The 22,417-nt window shown below is 45.7% G+C and carries 24 protein-coding genes, 1 pseudogene and 1 other annotated feature; of the genes and pseudogenes, 13 read left to right on the top strand and 12 right to left on the bottom strand.

Annotated elements, in window-relative coordinates; genetic code table 11:
• The first annotated feature begins 23 nt into the window (after positions 1 to 23).
• Positions 24 to 833, top strand: coding sequence for a sporulation protein YunB (yunB, locus tag MKY24_RS21885; protein WP_023990213.1), 810 nt, complete (start codon positions 24 to 26; stop codon positions 831 to 833).
• Between the two features lie 47 nt (positions 834 to 880).
• Here the strand turns inward: yunB and MKY24_RS21880 are convergent, their stop codons facing one another.
• Positions 881 to 1,987, bottom strand: coding sequence for a M23 family metallopeptidase (locus MKY24_RS21880; protein ID WP_339200865.1), 1,107 nt, complete (start codon positions 1,985 to 1,987; stop codon positions 881 to 883).
• A 248-nt stretch (positions 1,988 to 2,235) separates the two neighbouring features.
• Between MKY24_RS21880 and lipA the strand changes: the two genes are divergently transcribed.
• Both lipA and MKY24_RS21870 read left to right on the top strand, forming a co-directional pair.
• Positions 2,236 to 3,138 (top strand): lipoyl synthase, encoded by a 903-nt coding sequence (gene lipA / locus MKY24_RS21875; protein WP_023990211.1) that lies wholly within the window; start codon positions 2,236 to 2,238, stop codon positions 3,136 to 3,138.
• A gap of 24 nt (positions 3,139 to 3,162) precedes the next feature.
• A complete protein-coding gene (locus MKY24_RS21870; RefSeq protein WP_028541418.1) occupies positions 3,163 to 4,077 on the top strand; it encodes a YutD family protein in 915 nt (304 codons plus the stop codon).
• 50 nt (positions 4,078 to 4,127) lie between these two features.
• Here the strand turns inward: MKY24_RS21870 and MKY24_RS21865 are convergent, their stop codons facing one another.
• Entirely contained in the window at positions 4,128 to 5,006 is an 879-nt protein-coding gene (locus MKY24_RS21865) for a LysR family transcriptional regulator (RefSeq protein ID WP_053326068.1), read from the bottom strand.
• 161 nt (positions 5,007 to 5,167) lie between these two features.
• Between MKY24_RS21865 and MKY24_RS21860 the strand changes: the two are divergent.
• Positions 5,168 to 5,744, top strand: a pseudogene (locus MKY24_RS21860) (LysE family transporter).
• A gap of 111 nt (positions 5,745 to 5,855) precedes the next feature.
• On the opposite strand, the gene MKY24_RS21855 reads toward MKY24_RS21860, so the two are convergent.
• Together MKY24_RS21855 and ylbJ are read right to left on the bottom strand one after the other, a co-directional pair.
• Complete coding sequence (locus MKY24_RS21855; RefSeq protein ID WP_013372943.1) at positions 5,856 to 6,659, bottom strand: NAD kinase; 804 nt, start codon at positions 6,657 to 6,659, stop codon at positions 5,856 to 5,858.
• Between the two features lie 66 nt (positions 6,660 to 6,725).
• Positions 6,726 to 8,021, bottom strand: a complete 1,296-nt coding sequence (ylbJ, locus tag MKY24_RS21850) for a sporulation integral membrane protein YlbJ (protein ID WP_023990209.1) — start codon at positions 8,019 to 8,021, stop codon at positions 6,726 to 6,728.
• 412 nt (positions 8,022 to 8,433) lie between these two features.
• Here ylbJ and MKY24_RS21845 point away from each other — a divergent pair, with 412 nt between their 5' ends.
• Positions 8,434 to 8,811, top strand: a complete 378-nt coding sequence (locus MKY24_RS21845; protein ID WP_023990208.1) for a globin — start codon at positions 8,434 to 8,436, stop codon at positions 8,809 to 8,811.
• Positions 8,812 to 8,832: 21 nt separating this feature from the next.
• Positions 8,833 to 9,564 (top strand): DUF2225 domain-containing protein, encoded by a 732-nt coding sequence (locus MKY24_RS21840; RefSeq protein ID WP_025723607.1) that lies wholly within the window; start codon positions 8,833 to 8,835, stop codon positions 9,562 to 9,564.
• A gap of 92 nt (positions 9,565 to 9,656) precedes the next feature.
• Here the strand turns inward: MKY24_RS21840 and MKY24_RS21835 are convergent, their stop codons facing one another.
• Positions 9,657 to 9,893 carry a hypothetical protein gene (locus MKY24_RS21835; RefSeq protein ID WP_023990206.1) on the bottom strand — a complete coding sequence of 79 codons (237 nt, stop codon included), beginning with the start codon at positions 9,891 to 9,893 and terminating at the stop codon, positions 9,657 to 9,659.
• Positions 9,890 to 10,060 (bottom strand): YycC family protein, encoded by a 171-nt coding sequence (locus MKY24_RS21830; RefSeq protein ID WP_014277894.1) that lies wholly within the window; start codon positions 10,058 to 10,060, stop codon positions 9,890 to 9,892. Before MKY24_RS21830 ends, MKY24_RS21835 begins: the two co-directional genes overlap by 4 nt.
• Positions 10,061 to 10,157: 97 nt before the next feature.
• On the opposite strand from MKY24_RS21830, the gene MKY24_RS21825 reads away from it, so the two are divergent.
• Both MKY24_RS21825 and MKY24_RS21820 read left to right on the top strand, forming a co-directional pair.
• Positions 10,158 to 11,945, top strand: a complete 1,788-nt coding sequence (locus MKY24_RS21825; protein ID WP_075154720.1) for a M3 family oligoendopeptidase — start codon at positions 10,158 to 10,160, stop codon at positions 11,943 to 11,945.
• A 259-nt stretch (positions 11,946 to 12,204) separates the two neighbouring features.
• Positions 12,205 to 12,606, top strand: coding sequence for a hypothetical protein (locus MKY24_RS21820; RefSeq protein WP_023990204.1), 402 nt, complete (start codon positions 12,205 to 12,207; stop codon positions 12,604 to 12,606).
• A 244-nt stretch (positions 12,607 to 12,850) separates the two neighbouring features.
• Here the strand turns inward: MKY24_RS21820 and MKY24_RS21815 are convergent, their stop codons facing one another.
• Both MKY24_RS21815 and MKY24_RS21810 read right to left on the bottom strand, forming a co-directional pair.
• Positions 12,851 to 13,087: an alpha/beta-type small acid-soluble spore protein gene (locus MKY24_RS21815; RefSeq protein ID WP_013311861.1), complete on the bottom strand. Its 237-nt coding sequence runs from the start codon at positions 13,085 to 13,087 to the stop codon at positions 12,851 to 12,853.
• Positions 13,088 to 13,177: 90 nt separating this feature from the next.
• Entirely contained in the window at positions 13,178 to 14,143 is a 966-nt protein-coding gene (locus MKY24_RS21810) for an aldose 1-epimerase (RefSeq protein WP_023990203.1), read from the bottom strand.
• 141 nt (positions 14,144 to 14,284) lie between these two features.
• Positions 14,285 to 14,543, top strand: a binding site (T-box leader).
• A gap of 53 nt (positions 14,544 to 14,596) precedes the next feature.
• On the opposite strand from MKY24_RS21810, the gene trpS reads away from it, so the two are divergent.
• Entirely contained in the window at positions 14,597 to 15,586 is a 990-nt protein-coding gene (trpS, locus tag MKY24_RS21805; protein WP_023990202.1) for a tryptophan--tRNA ligase, read from the top strand.
• Between the two features lie 42 nt (positions 15,587 to 15,628).
• Here the strand turns inward: trpS and MKY24_RS21800 are convergent, their stop codons facing one another.
• The gene (locus MKY24_RS21800; protein WP_007431986.1) at positions 15,629 to 15,796 is read right to left on the bottom strand and encodes a hypothetical protein; all 168 of its coding nucleotides are present in this window, start codon (positions 15,794 to 15,796) and stop codon (positions 15,629 to 15,631) included.
• Positions 15,797 to 15,917: 121 nt separating this feature from the next.
• Here MKY24_RS21800 and MKY24_RS21795 point away from each other — a divergent pair, with 121 nt between their 5' ends.
• On the top strand, positions 15,918 to 16,139 hold the full coding sequence (locus MKY24_RS21795; protein ID WP_013311857.1) for an alpha/beta-type small acid-soluble spore protein: 222 nt from the start codon (positions 15,918 to 15,920) through the stop codon (positions 16,137 to 16,139).
• A gap of 253 nt (positions 16,140 to 16,392) precedes the next feature.
• On the opposite strand, the gene MKY24_RS21790 is transcribed toward MKY24_RS21795, so the two are convergent.
• Positions 16,393 to 17,376 carry a metal-dependent hydrolase gene (locus MKY24_RS21790; RefSeq protein ID WP_023990200.1) on the bottom strand — a complete coding sequence of 328 codons (984 nt, stop codon included), beginning with the start codon at positions 17,374 to 17,376 and terminating at the stop codon, positions 16,393 to 16,395.
• Between the two features lie 203 nt (positions 17,377 to 17,579).
• On the opposite strand from MKY24_RS21790, the gene cyoE reads away from it, so the two are divergent.
• Positions 17,580 to 18,524, top strand: coding sequence for a heme o synthase (gene cyoE, locus MKY24_RS21785; RefSeq protein ID WP_023990199.1), 945 nt, complete (start codon positions 17,580 to 17,582; stop codon positions 18,522 to 18,524).
• 90 nt (positions 18,525 to 18,614) lie between these two features.
• Here the strand turns inward: cyoE and MKY24_RS21780 are convergent, their stop codons facing one another.
• Together MKY24_RS21780 and MKY24_RS21775 are read right to left on the bottom strand one after the other, a co-directional pair.
• The gene (locus MKY24_RS21780) at positions 18,615 to 18,959 is read right to left on the bottom strand and encodes a toprim domain-containing protein (protein ID WP_023990198.1); all 345 of its coding nucleotides are present in this window, start codon (positions 18,957 to 18,959) and stop codon (positions 18,615 to 18,617) included.
• Between the two features lie 406 nt (positions 18,960 to 19,365).
• Positions 19,366 to 20,538, bottom strand: coding sequence for an MFS transporter (locus MKY24_RS21775; RefSeq protein ID WP_339200861.1), 1,173 nt, complete (start codon positions 20,536 to 20,538; stop codon positions 19,366 to 19,368).
• 223 nt (positions 20,539 to 20,761) lie between these two features.
• On the opposite strand from MKY24_RS21775, the gene MKY24_RS21770 reads away from it, so the two are divergent.
• Together MKY24_RS21770 and MKY24_RS21765 are read left to right on the top strand one after the other, a co-directional pair.
• Positions 20,762 to 21,244, top strand: a complete 483-nt coding sequence (locus MKY24_RS21770) for a hypothetical protein (RefSeq protein ID WP_053326064.1) — start codon at positions 20,762 to 20,764, stop codon at positions 21,242 to 21,244.
• A 16-nt stretch (positions 21,245 to 21,260) separates the two neighbouring features.
• Entirely contained in the window at positions 21,261 to 22,412 is a 1,152-nt protein-coding gene (locus tag MKY24_RS21765) for a transglutaminase domain-containing protein (RefSeq protein WP_028541422.1), read from the top strand.
• Positions 22,413 to 22,417 lie beyond the last annotated feature (5 nt).

Below are 22,417 nucleotides of genomic sequence, written 5' to 3'. Positions count from 1 at the left end.
GTTCAACGCTGCGGGGGGATCGGATGATGAGAAGACCGCAATGGCACAGCGCGCCCAACAGAAGGCGACGCGGCAGACGTAGAGTATTTTTGATTGTGGTACTGGCGCTGCTGGTGGGAATCATACAGGTGGCTGCTTATGTGGAGCAGCATTTGAAGCCGCCTATGATGCACCTGGCAAAAGTACGGGTCAAACAAATGGCGACGGAGGCTATTAATTCAGCAATTACAGCACAGGTAGAGCAGGGTAAGACGGCTGATAATTTGATCGAATGGAGAACGGATGCACAAGGAAGAACCTCCGGCTTTGTTCTGAATTATGCAGAGCATATGAGAATTACGTCAGACACGCTCAAAGCAGTCAAGGCAACGATGGACAGCATGAGCCATTTTGATGAGAGTGTTCCGATTGGTCAGGCATTGGGCAGTCCACTGTTGGCAGCTTATGGACCAACGGTCCCCCTAAAGGTGGAGCCGCATGGAGCAATCAAGGTGGATTTAAATACCCGTCAACAGGATGCGGGCATAAACATGATCTTGGTGGAAGTGTACATTCGGATTACGACGGAAGTGTCCGTGGTTATACCGTTTGAGATGCAACCTCAGATTGTGGAGACGGAAATTCCGGTTTCTTATTTATTAGTGGTAGGCAACGTTCCGATGTACTACTATGACAATCAGGGGAAACCAGTGGGTAAAAATGGTGCAGCCGCTCCGCAGTTGGCGTTGCCTCCCCATTCCATAGAGAGTAGCGGCGCTGTAGATCCCAGCACAGTAAGTGTTCCAGAGGTACAGGAAGACCAAAACACCTCCAGTCAGTCCCCAACGCCATAGAGCAGAGGGGGACTGACGTGAGACGCTCAGGAAAAACAAAAGGGACCCTATGAGGAGGTCCCTTTTGTTTTTCCTGTTTTGAGCGCTTTGCGTTCGGTCTGCTCCCACTGTCTTAATAACGGATACGGGTCAAAGGACCAATCTGCCCAGCCATTGTCCCGATATATACCATAGTGCAGATGCGGTGGAAACTTACCTTGGGTACCGGGTTTTCCATAGCCCGAGCTTCCGACCCAGCCAACCGTCTGACCGGGTGTAACGATGTCTCCGTTGTGGACAGTTTTGTCAAAGCCGGAAAGATGCGCATAGTAGTGATAGCGGTTGTTGAGATCTCGGATTCCGATTCGCCATCCTCCGAAGGGATTCCAGCCCTTCATTTCAACTACACCGTAGCAGGTACTGCGAACTGGAACTCCATAGCCAGCAAACAGATCAGTTCCTTCATGTATACGGTAACCGCCCCAGCTGCGACGGCTTCCCCATGTGCTGCGGTAGCTATAAATGCTGCCTAAAGGAAGGGGGAAGGCTTGACTGACCAGATCCAGCTTGCCATACGTCCGATACAGCTTGGCAAACTGCTGAACTCTTTGAACTGCGCGGCTGTTATGGTAATATTCCCAAACGGCAATACCAAATTCATCCTCGTTGTTTCCATACTTTCCGAGATAAGATGCGATGCTGAATAGCAGATCCTTGTCATTATTACGGTCAGCGATTCCATCACCTGAACCGTCTTGTCCCAGCCCGGAAAATAGTTCAATGGAACGCGGATTTTGATCCTCCGAATCAGGGTTCATCAGGCCGGACCAGACTGGTCCCGTGATGAAAATACCTATGATCCGTTCCGCATGCTTCCGATCCCTGGGATGGGCCACTGTAAGTGTGCGTTCATACTGGTCGATGGCGGCCAGCCTGTACCAAGGAACTCCAGTCAAGGCTTCGATGGAATGATATAGAGCCAGCCTGGACGTATACGACGAGGACTGAACATGTGAAGCATCTACATTTGCGGTCAGGCTGCTTCTGGCGGACGAGGACTGTAAGTGATGGGCAAAGGCATGGGCAGGAAGCGGACAGGCCGTTGCCAGTGTAGTAGCACATAACAGCAGCGATAACAAACGAACAGCTCGGGCTGTCCGCGTAGGGTAAGGCACGTGAACCGACCTCCTATAGAAGGGCTTAATCGCCCGGTAAATTCTAGGCCCCGTATTCAATAGTGTGAGTAGGGCGCTTTTGTTTAGATTGAGCCATATCCGCCGCTTTTATCCATGTACAGAGTTTACTTTTTCCGGCATCAATGTCATATCAAAAAGGGAACAATGAATGGAGGTTTTTCCATGGCTTTCATGTTATAATGTATGGCAATGACAGCTTAAGCTTATCAGAAAGAAGGTCTATGCCATTGTCTAGAAAAGTGAAGGAAGCTAAGCCCGACTGGATTCGTATTAAACTTACGACAGGCGATAACTATCAGGAAATCAAGAGCATGATGCGTTCCAAGACATTACATACCGTATGTGAGGAGGCACGATGCCCTAATATATATGAATGCTGGGCCAATAGGACAGCTACATTTATGATTTTGGGTGATACTTGTACGCGTGCGTGTCGTTTTTGCGCAGTAAATACGGGAATGCCTACGGAACTGGACTTGCAGGAGCCTGAACGCGTCGCTGAAGCGGCTGAAAACATGAATTTGAAGCACTGTGTCGTAACCAGTGTGGCTCGCGACGATTTGAAAGATGGGGGTGCTACTATATTTGCAGAAACGGTTCGTGCGATTCGCCGCCGGTTACCTTTTTGCAGTGTAGAAGTATTGATTCCCGATTTTATGGGCGATATTGAATCGCTACGAATCGTCATGGATGCCAAGCCAGATATTCTGAATCATAATATTGAAACGGTGGAGCGAATGTCCGACAAAGTTCGGGCTAAAGCGAAATACCGTCGCTCTCTGGAGCTGCTTCAACGTGCGAAGCAATTAAATCCGGCTATTCCAACGAAATCAAGCATCATGCTAGGTGTCGGGGAAGAGTGGGACGAGATCTTACAAACCATGGATGATCTGCGCAAAGTCGATTGTGACATTATGACAATTGGTCAATATTTGCAGCCGTCCGAGAAACATTTATATGTGCAAAAATATTATCCACCGGAAGATTTTGCGAAGTTAAAGGAAGAGGGATTACAGCGGGGATTCAGCCACGTCGAATCCGGACCGTTGGTCCGCAGCTCCTACCAAGCGCATGAGCAGGTGAAGTCAGCCGCTCAGCATAAGGAAGAAGGCGCCCTTTCGCAGGCTTGATCCGGGAAAGGCGGTCAGAATAGCTTGTTTCAAATCGGTGGTAAAAACTATGAATTGTTGCAGGATCACAAGAACGGGTGGAATCCCGAAGCGTTTCGTGATCGGTATAGTGAAGTGCTGGATCGCTATGATTACATTATTGGTGATTGGGGTTACAATCAGCTACGTCTGAAGGGCTTTTATCGAGACGGTCATCCCAAAGCAAATAAGGATACATCTATAGTGATACTGGACGATTACATTAATGAATACTGCAATTTTGGCTGTGCCTATTTTGTGTTGCAAAAAAGTCGTGAAGTGGTTAATAAAAACGGGGTCAATGATGAAATCATTGCTCCAGATATTCAGCAGTTGGTAGATGCTCAAAGGGAACAAGCAGGAACGCTAGAACCCGAAGAGCAGCAAGAAGTATTGCAACATACAGCTGGAGAACAGGAGTGGCCGCAATCACAGCAGGATTCCACAGCTACGGAGGAATCGCGAGTGGAGCAGCCTCGAGAATCCCGGGAACCACGCGAGTTGCAACGTCGGGAATCGAAGGATGCCCAGGAAGTACGTGAGCGACAGCCGCGTGAAGCTCGCGAAAGTCGTCCATCCAGAGAAGGACGTGAAGGAAATCGGCAGCGTGAGCCACGTGAAGCACGCGATTCGCGCCAGCCAAGAGAACCACGTGAAGCAAAGGATGGACGCAATCCGGGTGAAGGGCAGCAAGCCCGGGAACCACGTAGACAGCGCAATCAGCAAGGGAGTTTCGATAAAAAGGAATCGCGTGGACCACGCTATGAGCGTCAATCAAAGGAAAATCGGGAGGGACGGCAAGTTCGTGTCTCTCGTGAACCTGAGGGCCAGCGTCAGACCCAGCCAGCTGCTAAAGCCGAAAGAGCTGAGGGTAGTAAAAAGAATAAAACATTTACAGCTCCACAACAAAACGGTTCCTGAATTTTCAGGGGCCGTTTTGTTGTGTAAGTACCTCCGAAGTCGCCAAGGGCTTATGACCAACTTTTTGCATGTTTTAAAGTAATAGCAATGAATTCCGATAAGGCTGGAGAAATCCACTTATTTTTGTGATAAGCCACTTGAGAGAAAATTTCTTGAAAGCCACCCTCACAGGGAATGATCTTTAACTTTTCTTGATGAAGTTCCTCTATAACTGTCATGAAAGGTAAACAAGTAATACCTAGCCCACTCATTACACATTGTTTGATCGCTTCAATACTCCATAGCTCCATAATTTGAGAAGAAGTAATTTCACGCTCTTCTAAGTATTTTTCAAACATTGTACGGTAAATACAATCTTTCCCATTGGAAATCAAGGCCTCAGTAAGCTTTTTATTTAAAACATTCATCGTAGAGTCAGGGCTTCCTACAACGACAATAGGCTCTTTATTTAATAAATGGACAGTTAAATTAGAATCACGTAATTCCGGCAACATGACAAACGAGACATCCGCACTCCCATTTAGTAGCGCTTTTTGATTATTTCCACAGGTAGCATTACTAAGTTTAATACTCACGTGAGGATATTTTTTCCTATATTCACTTAGTATAGGTTCTAAGCGATAGACCGTTAAAGACTCAGGAGCCGCTATTTTCAACTCTCCTCGCACAGCCTTCTCATCGTTTGCAATGTTTTCAATCTTGCTATAAGTACTTAAAATTTCTTCTGTATACCCCAGCAACCTTTTCCCAACATCCGTCAACTTTACCTTTCGACCCATTCGATCAAACAGGGGGGCACCAATATGTTTTTCTAGTGCCTGAATATGAGAAGTCACTGTAGATTGAGTGTAACCTAAAAATTCTGCTGCCTGTGTGAAACTTCCCCATTCAATGACTTTTTTGAATGTGACAAAATGACGTATTTCCATAACTCACCCACTTTAATCGAATAGTTATCCCTATTGCTATTGACATCATAAAAATCAATGAATTAATTCATGTATTTCAATTTTACCGATAGATAGGCCTATATTACAATGAATAACGGAACTTATTCAACTATCTTTTATTCTGAGGAGAGATTAACTAAATGATTTTTGCAGCATTCCTTTCCTATGTCATTATTACATCTTTTACTCCGGGACCCAGTAATATGTTGGTGATGAATGAAGCAAGAAGATTTGGATTCAAAGAGATCGATCCATTTCTTCATTGGAATTATTTCCGGATTTATTATTCTTGGTGTCGTGACATCCTTGTTAACTGCACGACTATATGAGTGGTTACCTATAGTAGAACCTTACTTTAAAGTTGTTGGTGCGGCATATTTATTGTATCTGGCATGGAAAATTGCTTTGCCTAAGAAAAGTAATGATCAGGATATGTATCGCCAGTTTTCCTTTTCTTCAGGTTTGTTTTTTCAAATTATCAATATAAAAAGTATCTTATATTTTTTAACAGCGACGTCCAGCTTCATACTTCCATATCAGAATTCAAAAGGATCTATGCTCTTTTTAATATGTCTAACCATCCTCATAGGTTGCGCGGCATTATTACTGTGGGCGATATTTGGTTCAGCTTTTAAAAAGATATTTACAAAATACGATAAAATCATTAATACAATCATGTGTCTGTTACTTATCTATTCTGCCGTTACTCTTTTCTAAGGGGTATGACCAGTGTGGACGGTATAACGGTAGCAAATCTACAAAAACTCATTGGGGTTAGCATCACCTACTCAATTAAAAAAAGAGCCAGATTCGGCTCTTTTATAGGTTCTAATTGAGAAAAGCGTTGCGTACTCGATCCCAAAATGGGAAAGGACGGTAACGAGCGAAGCTGATCTTCTGACTTGCGACCTGACATCGAACAGAGATTAAGTCATCCACAGGAAAGTTGAGGTGATCTACTGTCAATAAGAGACGCTGATCTTTCCGTGAAAAAATATCACAATGATGGTGTTTGGGCAGTAGCAATGGCGATCCCAGTGTCCGATACACACGGTTATTAATGGAAGCGATCTCAGTCAATTGCAATGCTTCAATGGTGGGATGAACCATAGCTCCGCCAAGTGCTTTATTATAGGCGGTCGTTCCTGAGGGGGTAGAAACACATATACCATCACCGCGAAACATTTCAAAGGTGATATCGTTAATATCTACTTGGGCAACGACAGTGCCATCCACCCCTTTTAATGTAAATTCATTCAAGGCAATAAAAGAAGCATTGCCTGACTTCTTGTGAATTTCCAACTCAATCAGTGGATACTTAACGATTCTCGGGTTAAGCGGTCCTTCAGATCCGCTTTGGCTCATCAGGTGGATTAGCTCCTCCAGCTCGTCCGCACGCCAATCAGCGTAAAAGCCTAGATGACCGGTATGTACACCAACAAAGGCAATATCCGGAATGCGGTCGATGAAGGTATGAAACGCATGAAGCATCGTACCATCGCCTCCAATAGACACGACGATTTCCGGCGATTCGGCATCCAGCTTGAAATTCTTTTCTTGGGCAAGACGGTGAAATTGCTGACTCAGGTCCATGGAGTGCTGATCCCCGCGATCCAGAACATAATATCTCAAGATGAAAAGCTCCTTTGTCATGGGTATATATCGATCATAATCAATTATGAGCAAGAACACAATCGTTCATTGCCTGTGTGTTCTTCTCAAACGTACATATAAGCGACTTGTACCCACACTCAACCATGAGAGACTAAGCATTCCAGCCAGTATAAAGGCAAGAAACAGCAGACTTTGCAACAACATGACGGACGAGAAGCCAGGAGACCACGCGATGTCGTATATCGGAGAAAAGACTGGAGAGCTTCCCTGTCCCATAAGAGGCCGCCATAACACGAGAGCTAGCAGTGCTGAGATGATGCCGTGCGCAGCCCGGGCCAACAAAAATGGCAAATAACGAAGATCCGTCATATTTAAAATACTTGCAACCTGCGCATGAACCGACAGCCCGCCCCAGGAGAGAACAAAAGCGGCTGCGGCTACCTTGAATGGTAACGCCGCTGCCGTGGCTTTACCTGCGGCTTGCGCTCCTAAAGTGACTTCGAAAATACCACCCACAATGGACTCCGTTAACGTAGGAGGAAGACCACATGCAGTCAATAGGCTTGCTGTAAGCAGATGAAGCCCGCTCATTAAACCGGAGTTCGTCAAAGCTTCTAAAATGACGCAGAAGAATACAACTAGCCCTCCTACGACAATAATAAGGCGTAGGGAGGAAGTAATCGCCTGACGAAGTAACTCACCCAATGGGCGACCATCTTCCAAACGAGCTGTATGCATGGCATATAATGCTTGGCGTAGGGGTCCAGGCTGCCTATTGCGATCTGCTGCTTTTGTATTCTTGGACTTCGACCAGGCTTTTTGAGTAGGTTGGCGGTCGCTGCGAGTACCTGTTTCCCCTGAACGGGAACCGTGGAAGCGCATAAGCAGCCCGATGATGAGCACGCCACCATAATGGGCCGCGCCTAGTACGAGTGCAATTTCTGGTTGATGGAAGAAGCCAACGGAAACCGCACCGATCAAAAATATCGGATCAGAGGAAGTGGTAAACGCGACCAAACGCTCTCCTTCAATGCGTGTGATCCATTTTTGCTCCCACAGCTTGGCTGTTAGTTTAGCTCCAATCGGGTAACCGGATGCACAGCTGACCGCAGCGACAAAACCCCCACAGCCAGGTACACGGAATAGAGGCTGCATCAGCGGATCCAACAGCGCACCTATGAAATGAACAATTCCGAAACCGAGGAGAAGCTCGGAAATAACGAAAAACGGGAATAAAGACGGAAACAGCACGTCCCACCAGATGGCAAGCCCCCGAAGCCCGGCATTCAGAGAAGATTGCGGGTATACAGCCATAAGCATAAACAGGAATAGCAGTGTAAGGATGAGCAGAGGAAGCGAGTAACGACGGTATAGCGACATAGAGGCCCCTCCTTTGGAGTTGTACTAATATACCTATGTCGGGGATGGACAAAGAGTACAAAAAAAACAAAGAAAACGGTTACTTTTATTGCTGTATTTTTGTAAATAGTATGTTAAAATAGGAAAACAACGATCCATAACCTTAAGGATGGAGTGATCAGGATGAGTATCGTTGCTGGTCTGTTCGTATGTGCTTTTGTGTATGTTATTCGTGCCTCTCTCGTCCATCCCGGTGAAGAGGATTGGCGGAGTTATTAGTGGTATTTATAGAATGACGAAGCTGTGTGCAACGAAGCACACCCTCTTCATATGTTAAATTGATAAAATGACGCTTATTTTTAGCGTCATTTTTTGTTTTTTGTTATAATACGGGTGTATATTTATTACCATAGCACAGAAAGTTGGAGAAAAAGTGAACCCTAGCCTGAGCATTTATGACAACCTTGGGGGTGCGGAAGGTGTTCGTGCTATTATTGAGGCCTTCTACCCGAGAGTTTATAAAGATCCGTTGTTAAGTCCCCTGTTTCCTAAAGACATGGAACCGGTTAAGGAAAAGCAGTATATGTTCCTGAGCCAGTTTTTTGGAGGACCGTCCCTTTTTTCTGATGCATATGGTCATCCGATGTTACGTGCCAGACATATGAAGTTTCCCGTAACGGAGGAGCGAGCAGAGGCATGGTTGTCTTGTATGGCAGGTGCGTTAACGGATACGGGCATTGAGGAGCCGCTTCGTTCAATCATACTTAACCGTTTGTCTGGTCCTGCGCATCATTTTGTAAATACCCCGTAAGCTTTCGGGGATTGCCGAATTTTGGAGAGGGTTGTAAAAACATTGGAACTTGAACCGTTATATCAGATCAAAATCATTTGCCCACATTGCGAAGAAGAATTTCAGACATCCCGTGTAAGACCAAGCCTAAAGAAGGCCATTCGTACGGATTCAGATTTTTGTGCTTATTATAAGAATGAAAATCCGGATTTTTATGTCGTAAGGGTCTGTCCTCATTGTGGATTTACCTCGACAGAGCACTCTACCGTTCAGTTAAGCGAACAGCAAACCAAGATATTCAAGGATAAAATCGGTAATCGCTGGCAGTCTCGCGAATATGGCGGGCATCGTAGCTGGGAAGAGGCATTAGAAACGTATAAACTGGGTTTACTATGTGCCCAGGTCATCGGAGAAAAGGAACGCGTAGTAGCTAGTCTATTACAGCATATCGCTTGGATGTACAGATACCAGGGAAATGAGGAGCAGGAGCTTCGCTTTCTCAAATTTAGCCTGGATTCTTATGTTCGGGTCTATGAGCTGGAGGGTGTCGGGGCGAATAATGCCAAACTGCTTTATCTGATTGGTGAATTGCATCGACGTACAGGCAACTTTAACGAAGCGGTACGCTGGTTTTCGCGTGTCATTAATGACAAAAAGATTATGGATGCAGCCATGATCCGGGCTTCCCGTGAACAGTGGTCTGTACTGCGAGAACAAATGCTGGCTAAAAATTACCAACTGCCGGAGGAAATGCAAGACGCAAGCTCCTCCTGAAGAAATAAAGGTGTGCACTATGGCCGATTTAGGCTCATGGTTCACACCTTGTTTGTAAAACGGGTTATCTTATCTTACAACTGCCTCATGAATTAATGATGACGCAATGTGGTATCTGACAGCAAATAATCGTCATCACAATCCACTAAAGTAACCTTGTTATGGCAGCATGGAAACACAAGCAGCTTTTTCATACCTTCGTGTATGAGCTTAAGTTCTTTTGGCTTCAGGGGCAGCAAAACATTATCATGGTCGCAAAACGGACAAGACTGTACATAAACGTCTCCCATGACGATGTCATAAGGCCAGGTTTTATGAAAAGGGATCATGATTTGTCCGATTCTCCGCCGTTCGGGTCAGCGGTTTCTTCTTTAGCCAGTTCGGCTAGCTTTTGCATCAAAATGTGCTGGGGTGTATGCATAAGGTGTTCCAGCGGAATGCCGAGCTTTTCGGATAATTTCACAGCCGTTTCCGGCGAAATTTGTAAGGGTCTCATCCTGTTTTCCTCCCAATTGTAGTGATTTACTATCACGATGTAGCTTTATTGTATATGAAACCACAAGAATTCGCCAAAAAAGAAAGGTGGAACTATTATGAAAACACCGTTAAAGCAAACATGGGATCTGGAATCTATTTTTAGCGGAGGATCTTCCTCTGCCTCATTTCTTGCATTTTTGGAAGAAATGGAAAGCAAGGTCCAACAACTGCAAGCTCAGCTTAAAGCAGCCAAAGTACCACAAACGGTATTGGATACCGAGCGTCTGGATAGTGTACTGAATAGCATACAGGAGCTGTTTAATGGTGCGTCGCAGGCGGGTTCCTTTGTCTCTTGTCTAACTGCTCAAAACCAGCACGACAAGCTGGCTGTTCAACTGGGGGCGCGTGTCAATACGCTATATGCCCAAGGAAAAAGTGCTTTAGTATCTTTCCAGAACTTGCTGGCACAAACCAGTGAAGACATTTGGCAGAAATGGATGGAGCGCGAAGCTATCCAGCCGATTTCTTTTGTCCTGACCGAATATCGGAACGAAGCACGTGAAAAAATGGCTCCTGAGCTGGAAAGCCTTGCATTGGATCTGGCAGTGGATGGCTACCATGGCTGGGGCGACTTTTATGATACCATTGTCAAAAATATGACGATCCCTGTGCCAGAAAATGGCGAGATCGTAAACCTGTCTGTAGGTCAGGCAGCTAATAAGCTGGATGAAGCAGATCGCAGCGTACGTAAAGACGTGTTTGCACGTTGGGAAGAGGCATGGACTCAGGTAGAGGACTATTGCGCGGATACATTGAATCATTTGGCAGGCTTCCGTCTGAAGCTATATGAAAAACGAGGCTGGACAGATGTGCTTAAGGAACCGCTGGAAATCAGCCGTATGTCTGCACAAACGCTGGATACGATGTGGCAGGTTATTAATGAAACAAAGCCTATTGTAGTCAAATACTTGGAGCGGAAAGCAAAACTGCTGGGCTTAGAGAAGCTGTCCTGGCATGATGTTGAAGCTCCGCTGGGGACGTCAACTACTAAAATCCCTTACGACGATGCTGCTGTAACGATTGTTGAGCAATTTGGTAAATTTAGCTCGAGAATGGCTGAATTTGCCCAAATGGCTTTTGAGAAAAGCTGGATCGAAGCAGAAGATCGTCCAGGCAAACGTCCGGGTGGTTTCTGTACATCTCTGCGTCTGAGCAAAGAGACCCGTATTTTTATGACCTATGCCGGATCACCATCCAATGTTTCGACACTGGCCCATGAGCTCGGACACGGTTATCATCAGCATGTGATGAATGAATTGCACCCATTGAATCAAAATTATGCCATGAACGTAGCTGAGACGGCATCGACGCTGGCAGAACTAATTGTATCAGATGCGTTGCTGGAAGCTGCCGAGGGTCAGGAGAAGGTGGCTTTGCTGGAGGATAAAATTCAGCGTGGTGTAGCCTTCTTTATGAACATTCATGCCCGTTTCCTGTTTGAAACCCGTTTTTACGAGCTGCGGAAAAAAGGAGTCGTAGGAGCACAACAATTAAGCGAGTTGATGGAACAAGCGCAGCGTGAAGCGTTTAGTGGTGTCCTGGATGAGGCTCATCCTCATTTTTGGGCATCCAAGCTGCATTTCTATATTACGAATACTCCATTCTACAACTTCCCGTACACATTCGGGTATATGTTCAGTGCAGGAATTTACGCTTTTGCGAAGGAAAATCCTGACGGCTTCGCCGACCAATATGATGCCTTGCTGCGTGATACAGGTCGCATGACAGTCGAAGAATTGGCTTCCAAGCACTTAGGTACCGATTTAACACAGGCTGACTTCTGGCGTAATGCTGCGCAAGTTACTGTTCAGGATATTGAGCAATTTTTACAAATGACAAAATAACGGATTTACACTTTAGAGGTCTCCCACGAGGGAGGCCTTTTTTGTAATTTTTGCAGAAGATGATGAATAAAGTCGCAAAATGTCGAAGTGTAATTAACATTACCTGTTGGCGAAATTTAAAATGATGGATATACTTAGAAAATAGTTATAAATACCCAATTATGTTGGTTTTGATTGTAAGGTTAAAAATCTTCGCATATAATTGAGCCGTAAGACCTATTAAATATTTTTGGATAAGGTATATAGGAGGGTTTTTGTAATGGATGAAGTAGGTCAATTGTCGTTGGCAAGGCAGATGGATATCGTTTTAAAAGAACTGGATAATGAACTGGCGGGTTTGTCGTCAGGTATCGTATTTGTACAAATACGTAACAATGTAGTTGGGAAATTTGGGATTCGTCATAATCCGCTTGCAGGTAAAGGTGGCACATTTGCAGCAGTAGAACCGGGGTTATCAGTAAAGCATCGGGAGGATTTTCGGCGTATGGCCCTAGAAACGCTAAATCATAAGCGTAGCTGGACTCATGGTGAGATTGCTTTCGATTTTGCCATCAGACAAGGAACGATTTTGGTAGATGCAACACTGGAGTCCAACTACAACATGGCGAATCTCATGATCCGCTACAACAAGCCTACATACCGAGCGGCTAATTCGGAATAAACATTTATATGAGAATTTTGCAAAAATCCCATAAGCGACTTCCAATGAACAAGATATAGATCGAAATGGTTAGTTCGTCTATATCTTGCACTTCGGAGCGACTGGAATCGAATTTTGCAAAATCCTGATAAAAAAGAGTAAAGAAAAGGCGGCCTTCCTAGGGAAGACCGCCTTTGTTATATGCCCGTTATAACGCATTTTGGTAAATTACGATGAACGGAATGCTCACGCGGAATAATGACGCTTATTGACCTGAACGACCTGATAATTGCTGTTCGGCCAGCTGTACCAAGCGTTTAGTGATATAGCCTCCCAGAGAACCAGCTTCACGGGATGGCATGTCACCGTAGTAACCATCTGCCGGAATGGTGATGCCCAGCTCTTGTGCAGCTTCATATTTCAATTGTTGCAATGCGTTGTTGGCTTGAGGAACAACTAGGTTGTTACTGCGACGGCTTCTGCCTTGATTAGCTTCATTCATGTGTAGTCACCTCCTTCGGCTGTGATGAGGTTAGTATGCGACAGAGTTATGAAAATATGCGCCGAAGGAAGAAAAGTGACTAGAGGAAAATTACGGATATATGATATGAATCTGAGTTTTGAGGTCGATGGATTGCTGAGGCTCCAGACGGATCAACCCGGCTTCCCCGACAGGATCAGGTGAATTGGGTGCATCAGGCAGCCATGTATAAGGCTCAATGCAAAGATACTGGTCGCATTCACCTTTGGTATATAAAACCCAATACTTATAGTATTGCTCATCTGCTGTGTAGCGGATTTGATAACCGTCGTCACGGGTCAAAAGAGCTTCAGCAGGGCCTTCCGTTGCCCGCAGCAAAGTATCTAGATTTGTTCCTTTCAAAGAAAGACCCGAAGAGAGCTGCTCCAAGTCATCTAACGAAGTAATGATACCTGTAGGTAGCTGTTCAGCATCCTGCTCATATACGCCGTTCACAGGCAGCTTTAGGCGCCAGCGCTCAGGTTCTCCGTCCACCATAAACCAAGTGTGATATCCCAAGCCAAATGGGGCTGCTTTTTCACCTAAATTCGTTACGCGCAGCGTTTGACTTAATACAGCACCCTGCAAGCGATACGTCATCTCCAAACGTAAAGGAATGGGGAATTGTTCCATCCAGTGCGGATCACTTTCTGTCAAAAGCTCAGTAGTAACACTGCAACCTTCTTCATCCTCTTCAATATCACTGCAGCGCCAGGACTGATTACGATGCAGACCGTGTATATGATTGTCATTGGCTGTATTTCGGTCGAACTGATAAGGAACACCGTCAAACTCAAATTGTCCCTTGCGAATTCGGCCTGGAGGAATCAAAATGGGCAAGCCAAAATGATAAGGCTTTTGTAAATAGAAAGCCAATTCTTCCTCACCAGGCCGACGTACGATATCCCGGTCGAGCTTCAGATCACGCACTGAGATAATATTATTCCCGAGGCGAGGGATCATCGTAACTTCCAGTTCACCACTATGTAAAACATACGTGTCGTAACCGTTCCAGTGTTCTTTGGTCACTTGTTTCATATCCATGCTCCTTTGTCCACTATAATCGGTTGAAGCTTCGTGTCATTATGATAACAGATTTTTGATCGTAGGGCACAATCGTCATTTGACAATAACATTATGCGGAATTATCATTAATGTAGTTTAGAAAGTAATGACATGGATAACACGATGATGAGGACAAGTAAGCTTTCGCATAAGCTCTTCAGAAAGCCGGTGGTGGATGGGAACCGGTGAGCCTGCACTGCTGAATGGACCTTGGAGTGCCGCACAGAACAGGATTCTACTGTCCTCAGTATGACGGCCGATTACTCCCCGTTAACGGAGCTTTAAGATTGCAGGCAGCCACGGAGCGTAGCTCCGACAAGTAATAGGCTGACGGCAATGAATAAGGGTGGTACCACGGTCTCGCGTCCCTTGAGGATGCGGGGCCTTTTTGCGTTCTAATTTTGAAATAAACGGAGGAGGAAGAATATGAAAACTGTACTTTCAGGTATTCAGCCTAGTGGACAACTTACTTTGGGCAATTACATTGGTGCAATGAAAAACTTTGTCAAATTGCAAGAGGATCATCAATGTTACTTTATGGTCGTAGACCTTCATGCAATTACCGTACCGCAGGAACCGGCCCAATTACGTGAGCAGTCGGAGGCGGTAGCGGCATTATTTATCGCAGCAGGTATTAATCCGGAGAAATCCAATGTCTTTTTACAATCCCATGTTCCTCAGCACGCTGAGCTGGGATGGTTGATGACAACACTGACGAATATGGGCGAGCTGGAACGTATGACTCAGTTTAAGGACAAAGCGGCAGGCAAGGACTCCGTAGGAGCAGGGCTGTTCGTATATCCATCGTTGATGGCAGCTGACATTTTGCTCTACAACGCGGATCTCGTTCCGGTAGGCGACGATCAGAAACAGCATCTGGAGCTGACACGCGATTTGGCGGGTCGGTTTAATCACCGTTACGGAGATTATTTTACTGTTCCCGAACCGTATATCCCTGAAGTAGGGGCGAGAATTATGTCCCTGGATGATGTATCTAAAAAAATGAGTAAGAGCAATCCGAATGCAGGCAGCTTTATTGCCCTGCTGGACGAACCGAAAGTCATACGCAAGAAAATTAGCCGCGCTACGACCGATTCTGGCAGTGAGGTTAGATATGATCCGGCTAATAAACCGGAAATTAGTAATCTGATGGGCATCTACAGCCAGTGTTCCGGTTTGTCGCTTCAAGAAGTGCAGGATCGCTATGAAGGTCAAATGTACGGAACATTTAAAAAAGAACTGGCAGAGACGGTTGTAGCTATGCTTGAACCGATTCAGCAGCGCTATCGCGACATCCGGGAATCCGGTGAAATTGGACGTATTTTAGCCCAATCCGCAGAGCGCGCACAAGAAGCGGCTGAAGTCACGTTGTCTGCGGTCAAAGAGCGCATGGGCTTTCTGCCACGTCTACGCTAAAGCATATTGAGGCGAACGGATTAGGCCTTTTATAAGATTGGATTAGGAGCGGCGTTGTCGAGCTTTGACCACGAAACCCCAGCCGATATTGCCGACAGATAATAGCCCAAGTAGAATGGCAAGCCATGCGGAATAACTGATGGATATAGCGGCTGCGGTCAGCAGGACAATGGATGAAACGGCGAACCATAGGGATAAACCTTTGCTCATTGGTAAAAACCTCCAGTGTTCGAATGTTGAATTTCAGGAATAAGTAGTTGTAAGCGAGCCATAATAATCTTGCAAGCTTGCAATGAACCTCACTCACAAAGAACTGAAAGGAGATTCAAATATGAGCAGACGTCGTTCAAACAACCTGCAAGTACCGCAGGCCAACGCCGCTTTACAACAATTAAAATATGAGGCAGCTCAAGAACTTGGCATCACCATCCCTCAGGACGGTTACTTCGGTAATGTTGTTTCCCGCGAAACAGGTTCGCTTGGGGGATATATCACGAAAAAGCTGGTCCAACAAGCAGAACAATCCTTGTCGGGCAGCAGCCGTTTGCAGTAATACACATAAACACTCCATCTTGGAAGCTGTATTATGAGCAACTGTGATGAAGAAAATCCGGAGCGATCATGCTCCGGATTTTTTTACGCATGGCTTATGACCATTGTGAATCACGCAAGTCCGCTTCGTCAAGAGGGCGCTTTCATGAGATCTGATTTTTTGCGGGAGTGACCAAAAAAACAGCAAGCTCCCAGATTAAGGGGAACTTGCTGTCTGTTGTTCATACGGCTTGTTGTTAGCTTGTAAGCAGGTTTTAATTCGTATGCAGGGAAAGGCGTTTTTGCATCTTTTCGTCACTGAGCCATCCAATATAGCTGTTGATCAGTCCGAACTGCTTATCCATCGCGACCACAGCCACAAATGGATATTGTCTCCGGTGTCGATACCTGACGTCTCCCCATCGCACAATGTAGCCCCATTCCAGTTCCTCCACCTCGGCAACGGCAAAGGAGGAAAAATAGCGAAATGCCTGCACATCGCGATAGGATTTGGAGGCTTCTACGGCAGGATGTGTGGATGGAATTGCATGTTTCGTCCAAAATAAGTGTTTGCCATTTAATCCGCCAATGTCATAACTTCCATTCTGATGAGCTTTTACCACATGCCACCGATTCCATGATACGGTGGGAATGATATAATAGATGTCGCCCTCCTGACGCTCATTGTCCATATTACGTACCGCTTTTCTGGTTATAAAATGACTCCAGGTTCGCCAAATGTAATAGAGGCCAATAATAACGTACAGCGTAATAAATAAGGGAGCGGGTGGAGTCAATCCGGTGATCCACAGCATAATCGCAGCAACATGGGTGCCAAAAATAAAGGGATCGAAAATATGGATGATATTCCAAGATATCCACTTGTTTGTAAATGGCCGGAATGCCTGTGTTCCGTACGTATTAAATAAATCTGTGAATACATGCAGGCAGACGGCAATCGTTACCCATAATGCTACATGACCTGGGGGCACATCTCTGAAGATCAGGCAAATCAGTCCTGTTATGGACAAGATCCATATCAACCAGAAGGGAATTGAATGCGACAGTCCACGGTGATTGCGAATGTAGGCTGCATTGTTTTTCAACCGAAGCAAAGTGTCAAAATCCGGAGCTTGTGACCCTACGACTGTAGCGAGCAGTATGACTGCGGCCAACTTTGGATCTCCGGCGACGACAGGATCAGTGTAGGCCAGCCCGGCCAATCCGATTCCCATGACAAAGTGTGTGGCTGTATCCATATCTGTCGCTCCTTTTGTATTGTTTCCTGTACTTATTACTACCCAAATTTACTGTAAACGATCAGCAGGGGCGATTTGCCATCGGAATTGTGAACGTTTTGTGCGTTTTCTGTCAAACTTTTTGGGGTAGGTATATGATAAAATTTATATCGGAGTTCAACTTACTCCCGAATTCATACATCTCTAAGGGGGAGTTACTCACAATGGATAATATAAGTTATAAGACTTCTTCGGATGCGGCTACCTATTCTGTAAAATCTAAACCACCCGGTAAAGCGGGCACTTGGAAAGATTTTATTACAGTTACCAAGCCAGGCATCCTTCGTACCAATCTGGTTGCAGCCTTTGGTGGTTTTTGGTTAGCATCGCAATGGGATGTTGACTATATAAAGCTAATTCTTACACTTTTAGGTACAATGCTGGTTATGGCGTCTTCTTGTGTTTTTAACAACTATTTTGACCGTGAGCTGGATTTGAAAATGGAGCGTACACGTAATCGCTCACTGCCAACAGGGCGTCTGACCCCTACAACGGTGTTGTCATACGCTATTATTTTGGGCGTTGTCGGGTTAGCTGTTCTATTCTCCTTCTCTGGTGTAACGGCAGGATTACTGGGATTACTTGGTATGTTCGTCTACGTCGGTATTTATACACTTTGGTTAAAACGTTCATCTACATGGAGTACATCCATCGGCGGTATTTCTGGTGCAATGCCTCCGGTGATTGGTTATGTGGCCGCTTCGGGTCGTATTGATATGGGCGCGTGGCTCTTATTCGCTCTCCTGTTCTTATGGCAGCCTCCTCACTTTTGGGCACTTGCTATTCGCAGAGTTGAGGAATATCGCGCAGCAGGATTTCCGTTGTTGCCAGTCGTAAAAGGTATCCATCGGACGAAGATTCAGATGATTCCTTATATTGTATTGCTGATTCCGGTACCCATCCTTATGTATGCTTATGGATATGCCGGTATGATTTTTATGATCGTGTCCGTGTTACTGTCCGTGCTGTGGGCATTCTATGCCTTTAAAGGTTTTACGATTAAGGAAGAAGAAACGGATTCCTGGGCAAAAAAAGTATTTTTCTTTTCCATTAACCATCTGACACTCAGCTTCTTGCTGATGATCGTTGATACGGTTCATAAGTTCTAATGTCATTTTAGAGGCATTTTATAGTGCACCATATAGCTGTCCAACAGGCATGCAAGCGGCCTGAGGACAGCTTTTTTGTTATTTTCAAGACTAAAGAACAGGTGGCGGGTATATAATGTATTCTTCCAACCCTGCTTTTTCCAATTGAGCGATCACATATTCGTCTGGAGTGCCTTCTACGCCAGCATAGCCTTTGCGTGTATACATATGAAATGCATCCGGAAAAGAGTCTGCAAGCACTCCCCTTATTTTTTTCCCTGAGCTGTCATTGTCCATAAATAAGTATATTTCGTCGTGCTTGGCCCGCTTGTGGAGGGATTCCAGTTTTATAGAGTTTAGTGTGCCGAAGGTGCATAAAATGTGGACCTCCGGGTCAAGTAATCGGCGAAGTTTGCTGCGGTCATTTTTCCCTTCGACGATCACGGTTATCGCCATGTAAGCTCACCCCTTGTCTGATACATATGCTCGAAATTCCCCGGGAAATGAAGAATATGTGTATAGTGTAGCTCCAAATAGGGTTCTCATGCAAAAAATAACAAAACAGCCTGCCAGAAGTGGCAGGCATGGGCACAAGGGGCAACAAGTTAGGGCAATTCAGACATTAAATCCAGCAAGTACGGAGAATGATGACGAGCAAAATATAAAGAACAAGAATGGTGCCAGTTGAAGTTCCAATAGGGCAAGGATGACAGTGGCTCACAGGCTGCACCTCCCTTTGTTTGTGAATGTTCAGTCAAAATAGTCTATGTGGATAGGGGGATGGTGTACTGTGCATTTGCCCTCTTGAACGGCATTTTGGGCTTTAAAGGTAGCATATTAGCAAACCACTGCCTCAGACTAGCTAGGAATGATAAGGTCCTGAGGCAGACAGTGGCGGCGTCGGAGATAAGCGCTTAACGGGAACGAATAGCAGGCCAGCCATCAGAATCAGAAATGCGATAAAAAAAGGAGAAATGTGATCGGGTAGCTGACCTGCCAGTACAGGTCCGGCAAAGGAGCCGATAGATGTTGCAATAGACTGTAGTGCAAAGGTTTTACCCAGTCGCGCACCTCCAATTCGTATGAAAAGAGAGGCCAGCGCTGGAAAAATGATACCTTTGGCTGTTCCCAAAATAAAAAGTATGATGCCAATCGCCGCTTCAGGCGTGGTGGCGAGTGCGTAAAAACTTAGAGACATCAAAATAATGCCACAAAGTAGTCGCAACATTGGTGAATATTTGTTCAGAAACAGCAAGCTGAGCGTACAAAGTGCTCCCAAACTGATGATGGAAAAGAGCAATCCGGTGGACATCATGGACGCAGAACCGTTATTCCGTAATGGAATTTCGTAAAATAAAATTCCTTGTGCACACGCCAAAACAAAAGGCAGGAGCAGGTAACGCCAATTGAATGGTAAACGCGTCTTCTGTGCCCCGGATAGTGGAGCGGGTGTCGCATGACCATCTGATAATTGGGCCTGTGGAGCGGGAACTCTTTTGGGCAAGGTGAAATAAGCCATAAGTCCCGTGACTACGAGAATGATGCCAAGGGAACTAAACGTCTCACTAAAGCCGAAACTGGCTACGATAAATGCGCCGGCGGCTGGAGACAGGACAGAGGCCAATGTGTGAACGACACCATGTCCCGACATATATTTGCCCTGCGTAACTGGATGATCGGATAGCTGTGCCAACATGGCCAGACAGGCTGGAGATAAAAAGGCCAACACAAAACCGCTAATCGCCCGAAGAAAAAGTAATTCCCACGGTGTGTGGATGTACGATTGAATGATAAGAATGATGCCTGCGGCTGTTAGGCTGAACATAATATATCGGCGGCTGCCGTGTTTGTCGACCTTGGGGCCGGCCATCAAATTACCAGGCAGGTGAGTTAGAGAGTAAATCCCCATCATCCAGCCAATAAAAGTAGGTGCTGCACCCAGGGAGATAGCGAATGGTGTCAAAATAGGATATTGTGCATGCAGATCGAAAAAGGCAATGAATAAAAAAAGATACAGCCAGAGGGCTGTTTTCATGGGATGACCCCCTTCCCTAATGTAAACTTTCATGTTGCACTACGTATCGGCCCTTCCTAAGTTGTACGCTGGAGTGGACGAACATAGACCACTTTGTATGGACAAGAATTGAATAACAAGGTGTGTAAAAGAGCTAAGCTGACAGGGCATCACGTAATCATGTATAATTACAGAGACAATTTTGTGATTTAAATGATGTAGTTGAAAACGGGAGTGTAGCGAAATGGATAAGGGCGTCTGGACAGAGTTTTTGGAACATAATTGGCAGATCGTTCAGGATAACTGGCTGTATATATTAATTGGGCTTGTCCTATTGTTAGTCATATTGAAGGTTGTAAGAACTCTCATAAAATGGCTGATTGTTATTGTCGTAATTGCAGGCTTGCTTATCTACAGTGGCATTTCCTTTGAACAGGTCGGCAAGGTCGTTACTCAGGCAAAGGATGATGCGATTAACAAGGTTCAGAGCGAGGCTTTGAACATGATGATCAAAGAGGGACGGGATGCCCAATACACATCCAACGCGGATGGTACGTTTTCGGTAACCAGCTCCAACCTGGAAGTGAAAGGTCCATTTGATGGTGACAAGGTCAAGGTATGGTTTCAGGGGATGTCGCTGGGCGAGTGGAGTATGGGCGATACCGTCAAGAAATATATCGAAGGTGCGAAAGGCTCGGCTGTAACACAGTCGCCACAGTCGCCGTAGAGACAGGAGGAACACAATGAAACCATCCTGGCTGGAGCCTATTCTTCATTGGAATGGCGTGACGGTGTTTTTGATTGTCATTGTACTGCTGTCGTTGATTCAGGGCTGGAGACGAGGAGCTTCCAGATCTGTAGGGGCGCTGTTCAGTCTTATTGTGGATGGCATACTGACTGTGGCGGGTATTTTGTGCTCGCTCGGATTAGCCATGTGGCTTTCACCGAAGGTACAACAATGGCTGGCGGCTTACATGGAACATTTGCCTCAGCGAGAACTAAGCGGGATTGAGCAATTTTATTATACGTTGGTGGCGGGCTTAGAGGGGTTTCCGCTGCTGCGGTTCGCCGTATTGTTTATGCTCAGTTATGCGATCGCCCAATTTGTACTACGTGCAATTTATGTGTTGATGGTAGGGGGCAAGTCAGATTCTTCTTTCCATGAGCATGAAAAAAAATCAGGCTTTTTCAGCAGGGTGGCAGGGGCTGGAATAGGTACTCTTATTGGTGGAGCACGCGCTATCATGGTTATAGCCCTGCTATTCATCGGCGTAAGTCTGTATCCAGACAGCGGGTTTAGCAGCTACGTCCAAGCTTCACCGATTTATAAGCAGGGAGCGCAATCGGTCATTGAGCCGTTATCCGGTACACTGATTAAGGATAAATTGCCCGTATTTACGCAGGCCGTTACCAAGGAATTAAATGGTATCCTGCAGCGAAAATACGAAATGATTGACCGGGAAATTCCGAACGATATCGGTCAGGCTGCGGCCAAGATTACACAGGGGATGAGCGGTGATGAGCAAAAGGCCAGAGCGTTGTATGAATGGGTAGGTACCCGTATTAGCTATGATTTCGGTAAGGTAGAAGCCTATGAGCAGCGTGGTGACTGGCATGAACAGACCCCCAGAGATACGTTTGATACACGTAAAGGAGTCTGCATTGATTATGCCCGCCTGTATGCGATGATGGCTCGGTCGCAGGGACTACAGGTCAAGGTGGTGACAGGGCTTGGATATAACGGACAGGGAGGATATGGTTCCCATGCATGGAATGAAGTGTATTTGAGCGCGCAGGATCAGTGGGTACCGTTAGACCCGACCTGGGCGCAAAGTGGGGACTGGTTTAATCCGCCTGGTTTTGCCCAAACACATATCAAGGATAAAGTGATTTAATAAGG

This window comes from Paenibacillus sp. FSL P2-0322, from assembly GCF_037975315.1.
Taxonomy (GTDB): Bacteria; Bacillota; Bacilli; order Paenibacillales; family Paenibacillaceae; genus Paenibacillus; species Paenibacillus polymyxa_B.
The sequence above is the reverse complement of the archived record's forward strand: the minus strand, read 5'-3'. Positions and strand labels throughout refer to the sequence as shown.

Coding starts and splice junctions, on each gene's coding strand:
- MKY24_RS21810 (WP_023990203.1), bottom strand. CDS start 14,143: ATGAAACAAGTGACCAAAGAACACTGGAACGGTTACGACACGTATGTT.
- MKY24_RS21815 (WP_013311861.1), bottom strand. CDS start 13,087: ATGAATGAAGCTAATCAAGGCAGAAGCCGTCGCAGTAACAACCTAGTT.
- MKY24_RS21800 (WP_007431986.1), bottom strand. CDS start 15,796: ATGAGCAAAGGTTTATCCCTATGGTTCGCCGTTTCATCCATTGTCCTG.
- MKY24_RS21795 (WP_013311857.1), top strand. CDS start 15,918: ATGAGCAGACGTCGTTCAAACAACCTGCAAGTACCGCAGGCCAACGCC.
- MKY24_RS21775 (WP_339200861.1), bottom strand. CDS start 20,538: ATGAAAACAGCCCTCTGGCTGTATCTTTTTTTATTCATTGCCTTTTTC.
- MKY24_RS21765 (WP_028541422.1), top strand. CDS start 21,261: ATGAAACCATCCTGGCTGGAGCCTATTCTTCATTGGAATGGCGTGACG.
- MKY24_RS21820 (WP_023990204.1), top strand. CDS start 12,205: ATGGATGAAGTAGGTCAATTGTCGTTGGCAAGGCAGATGGATATCGTT.
- MKY24_RS21780 (WP_023990198.1), bottom strand. CDS start 18,959: ATGGCGATAACCGTGATCGTCGAAGGGAAAAATGACCGCAGCAAACTT.
- ylbJ (WP_023990209.1), bottom strand. CDS start 8,021: ATGTCGCTATACCGTCGTTACTCGCTTCCTCTGCTCATCCTTACACTG.
- MKY24_RS21825 (WP_075154720.1), top strand. CDS start 10,158: ATGAAAACACCGTTAAAGCAAACATGGGATCTGGAATCTATTTTTAGC.
- trpS (WP_023990202.1), top strand. CDS start 14,597: ATGAAAACTGTACTTTCAGGTATTCAGCCTAGTGGACAACTTACTTTG.
- MKY24_RS21770 (WP_053326064.1), top strand. CDS start 20,762: ATGGATAAGGGCGTCTGGACAGAGTTTTTGGAACATAATTGGCAGATC.
- MKY24_RS21830 (WP_014277894.1), bottom strand. CDS start 10,060: ATGAGACCCTTACAAATTTCGCCGGAAACGGCTGTGAAATTATCCGAA.
- MKY24_RS21790 (WP_023990200.1), bottom strand. CDS start 17,376: ATGGATACAGCCACACACTTTGTCATGGGAATCGGATTGGCCGGGCTG.
- cyoE (WP_023990199.1), top strand. CDS start 17,580: ATGGATAATATAAGTTATAAGACTTCTTCGGATGCGGCTACCTATTCT.
- MKY24_RS21865 (WP_053326068.1), bottom strand. CDS start 5,006: ATGGAAATACGTCATTTTGTCACATTCAAAAAAGTCATTGAATGGGGA.
- MKY24_RS21835 (WP_023990206.1), bottom strand. CDS start 9,893: ATGATCCCTTTTCATAAAACCTGGCCTTATGACATCGTCATGGGAGAC.
- yunB (WP_023990213.1), top strand. CDS start 24: ATGATGAGAAGACCGCAATGGCACAGCGCGCCCAACAGAAGGCGACGC.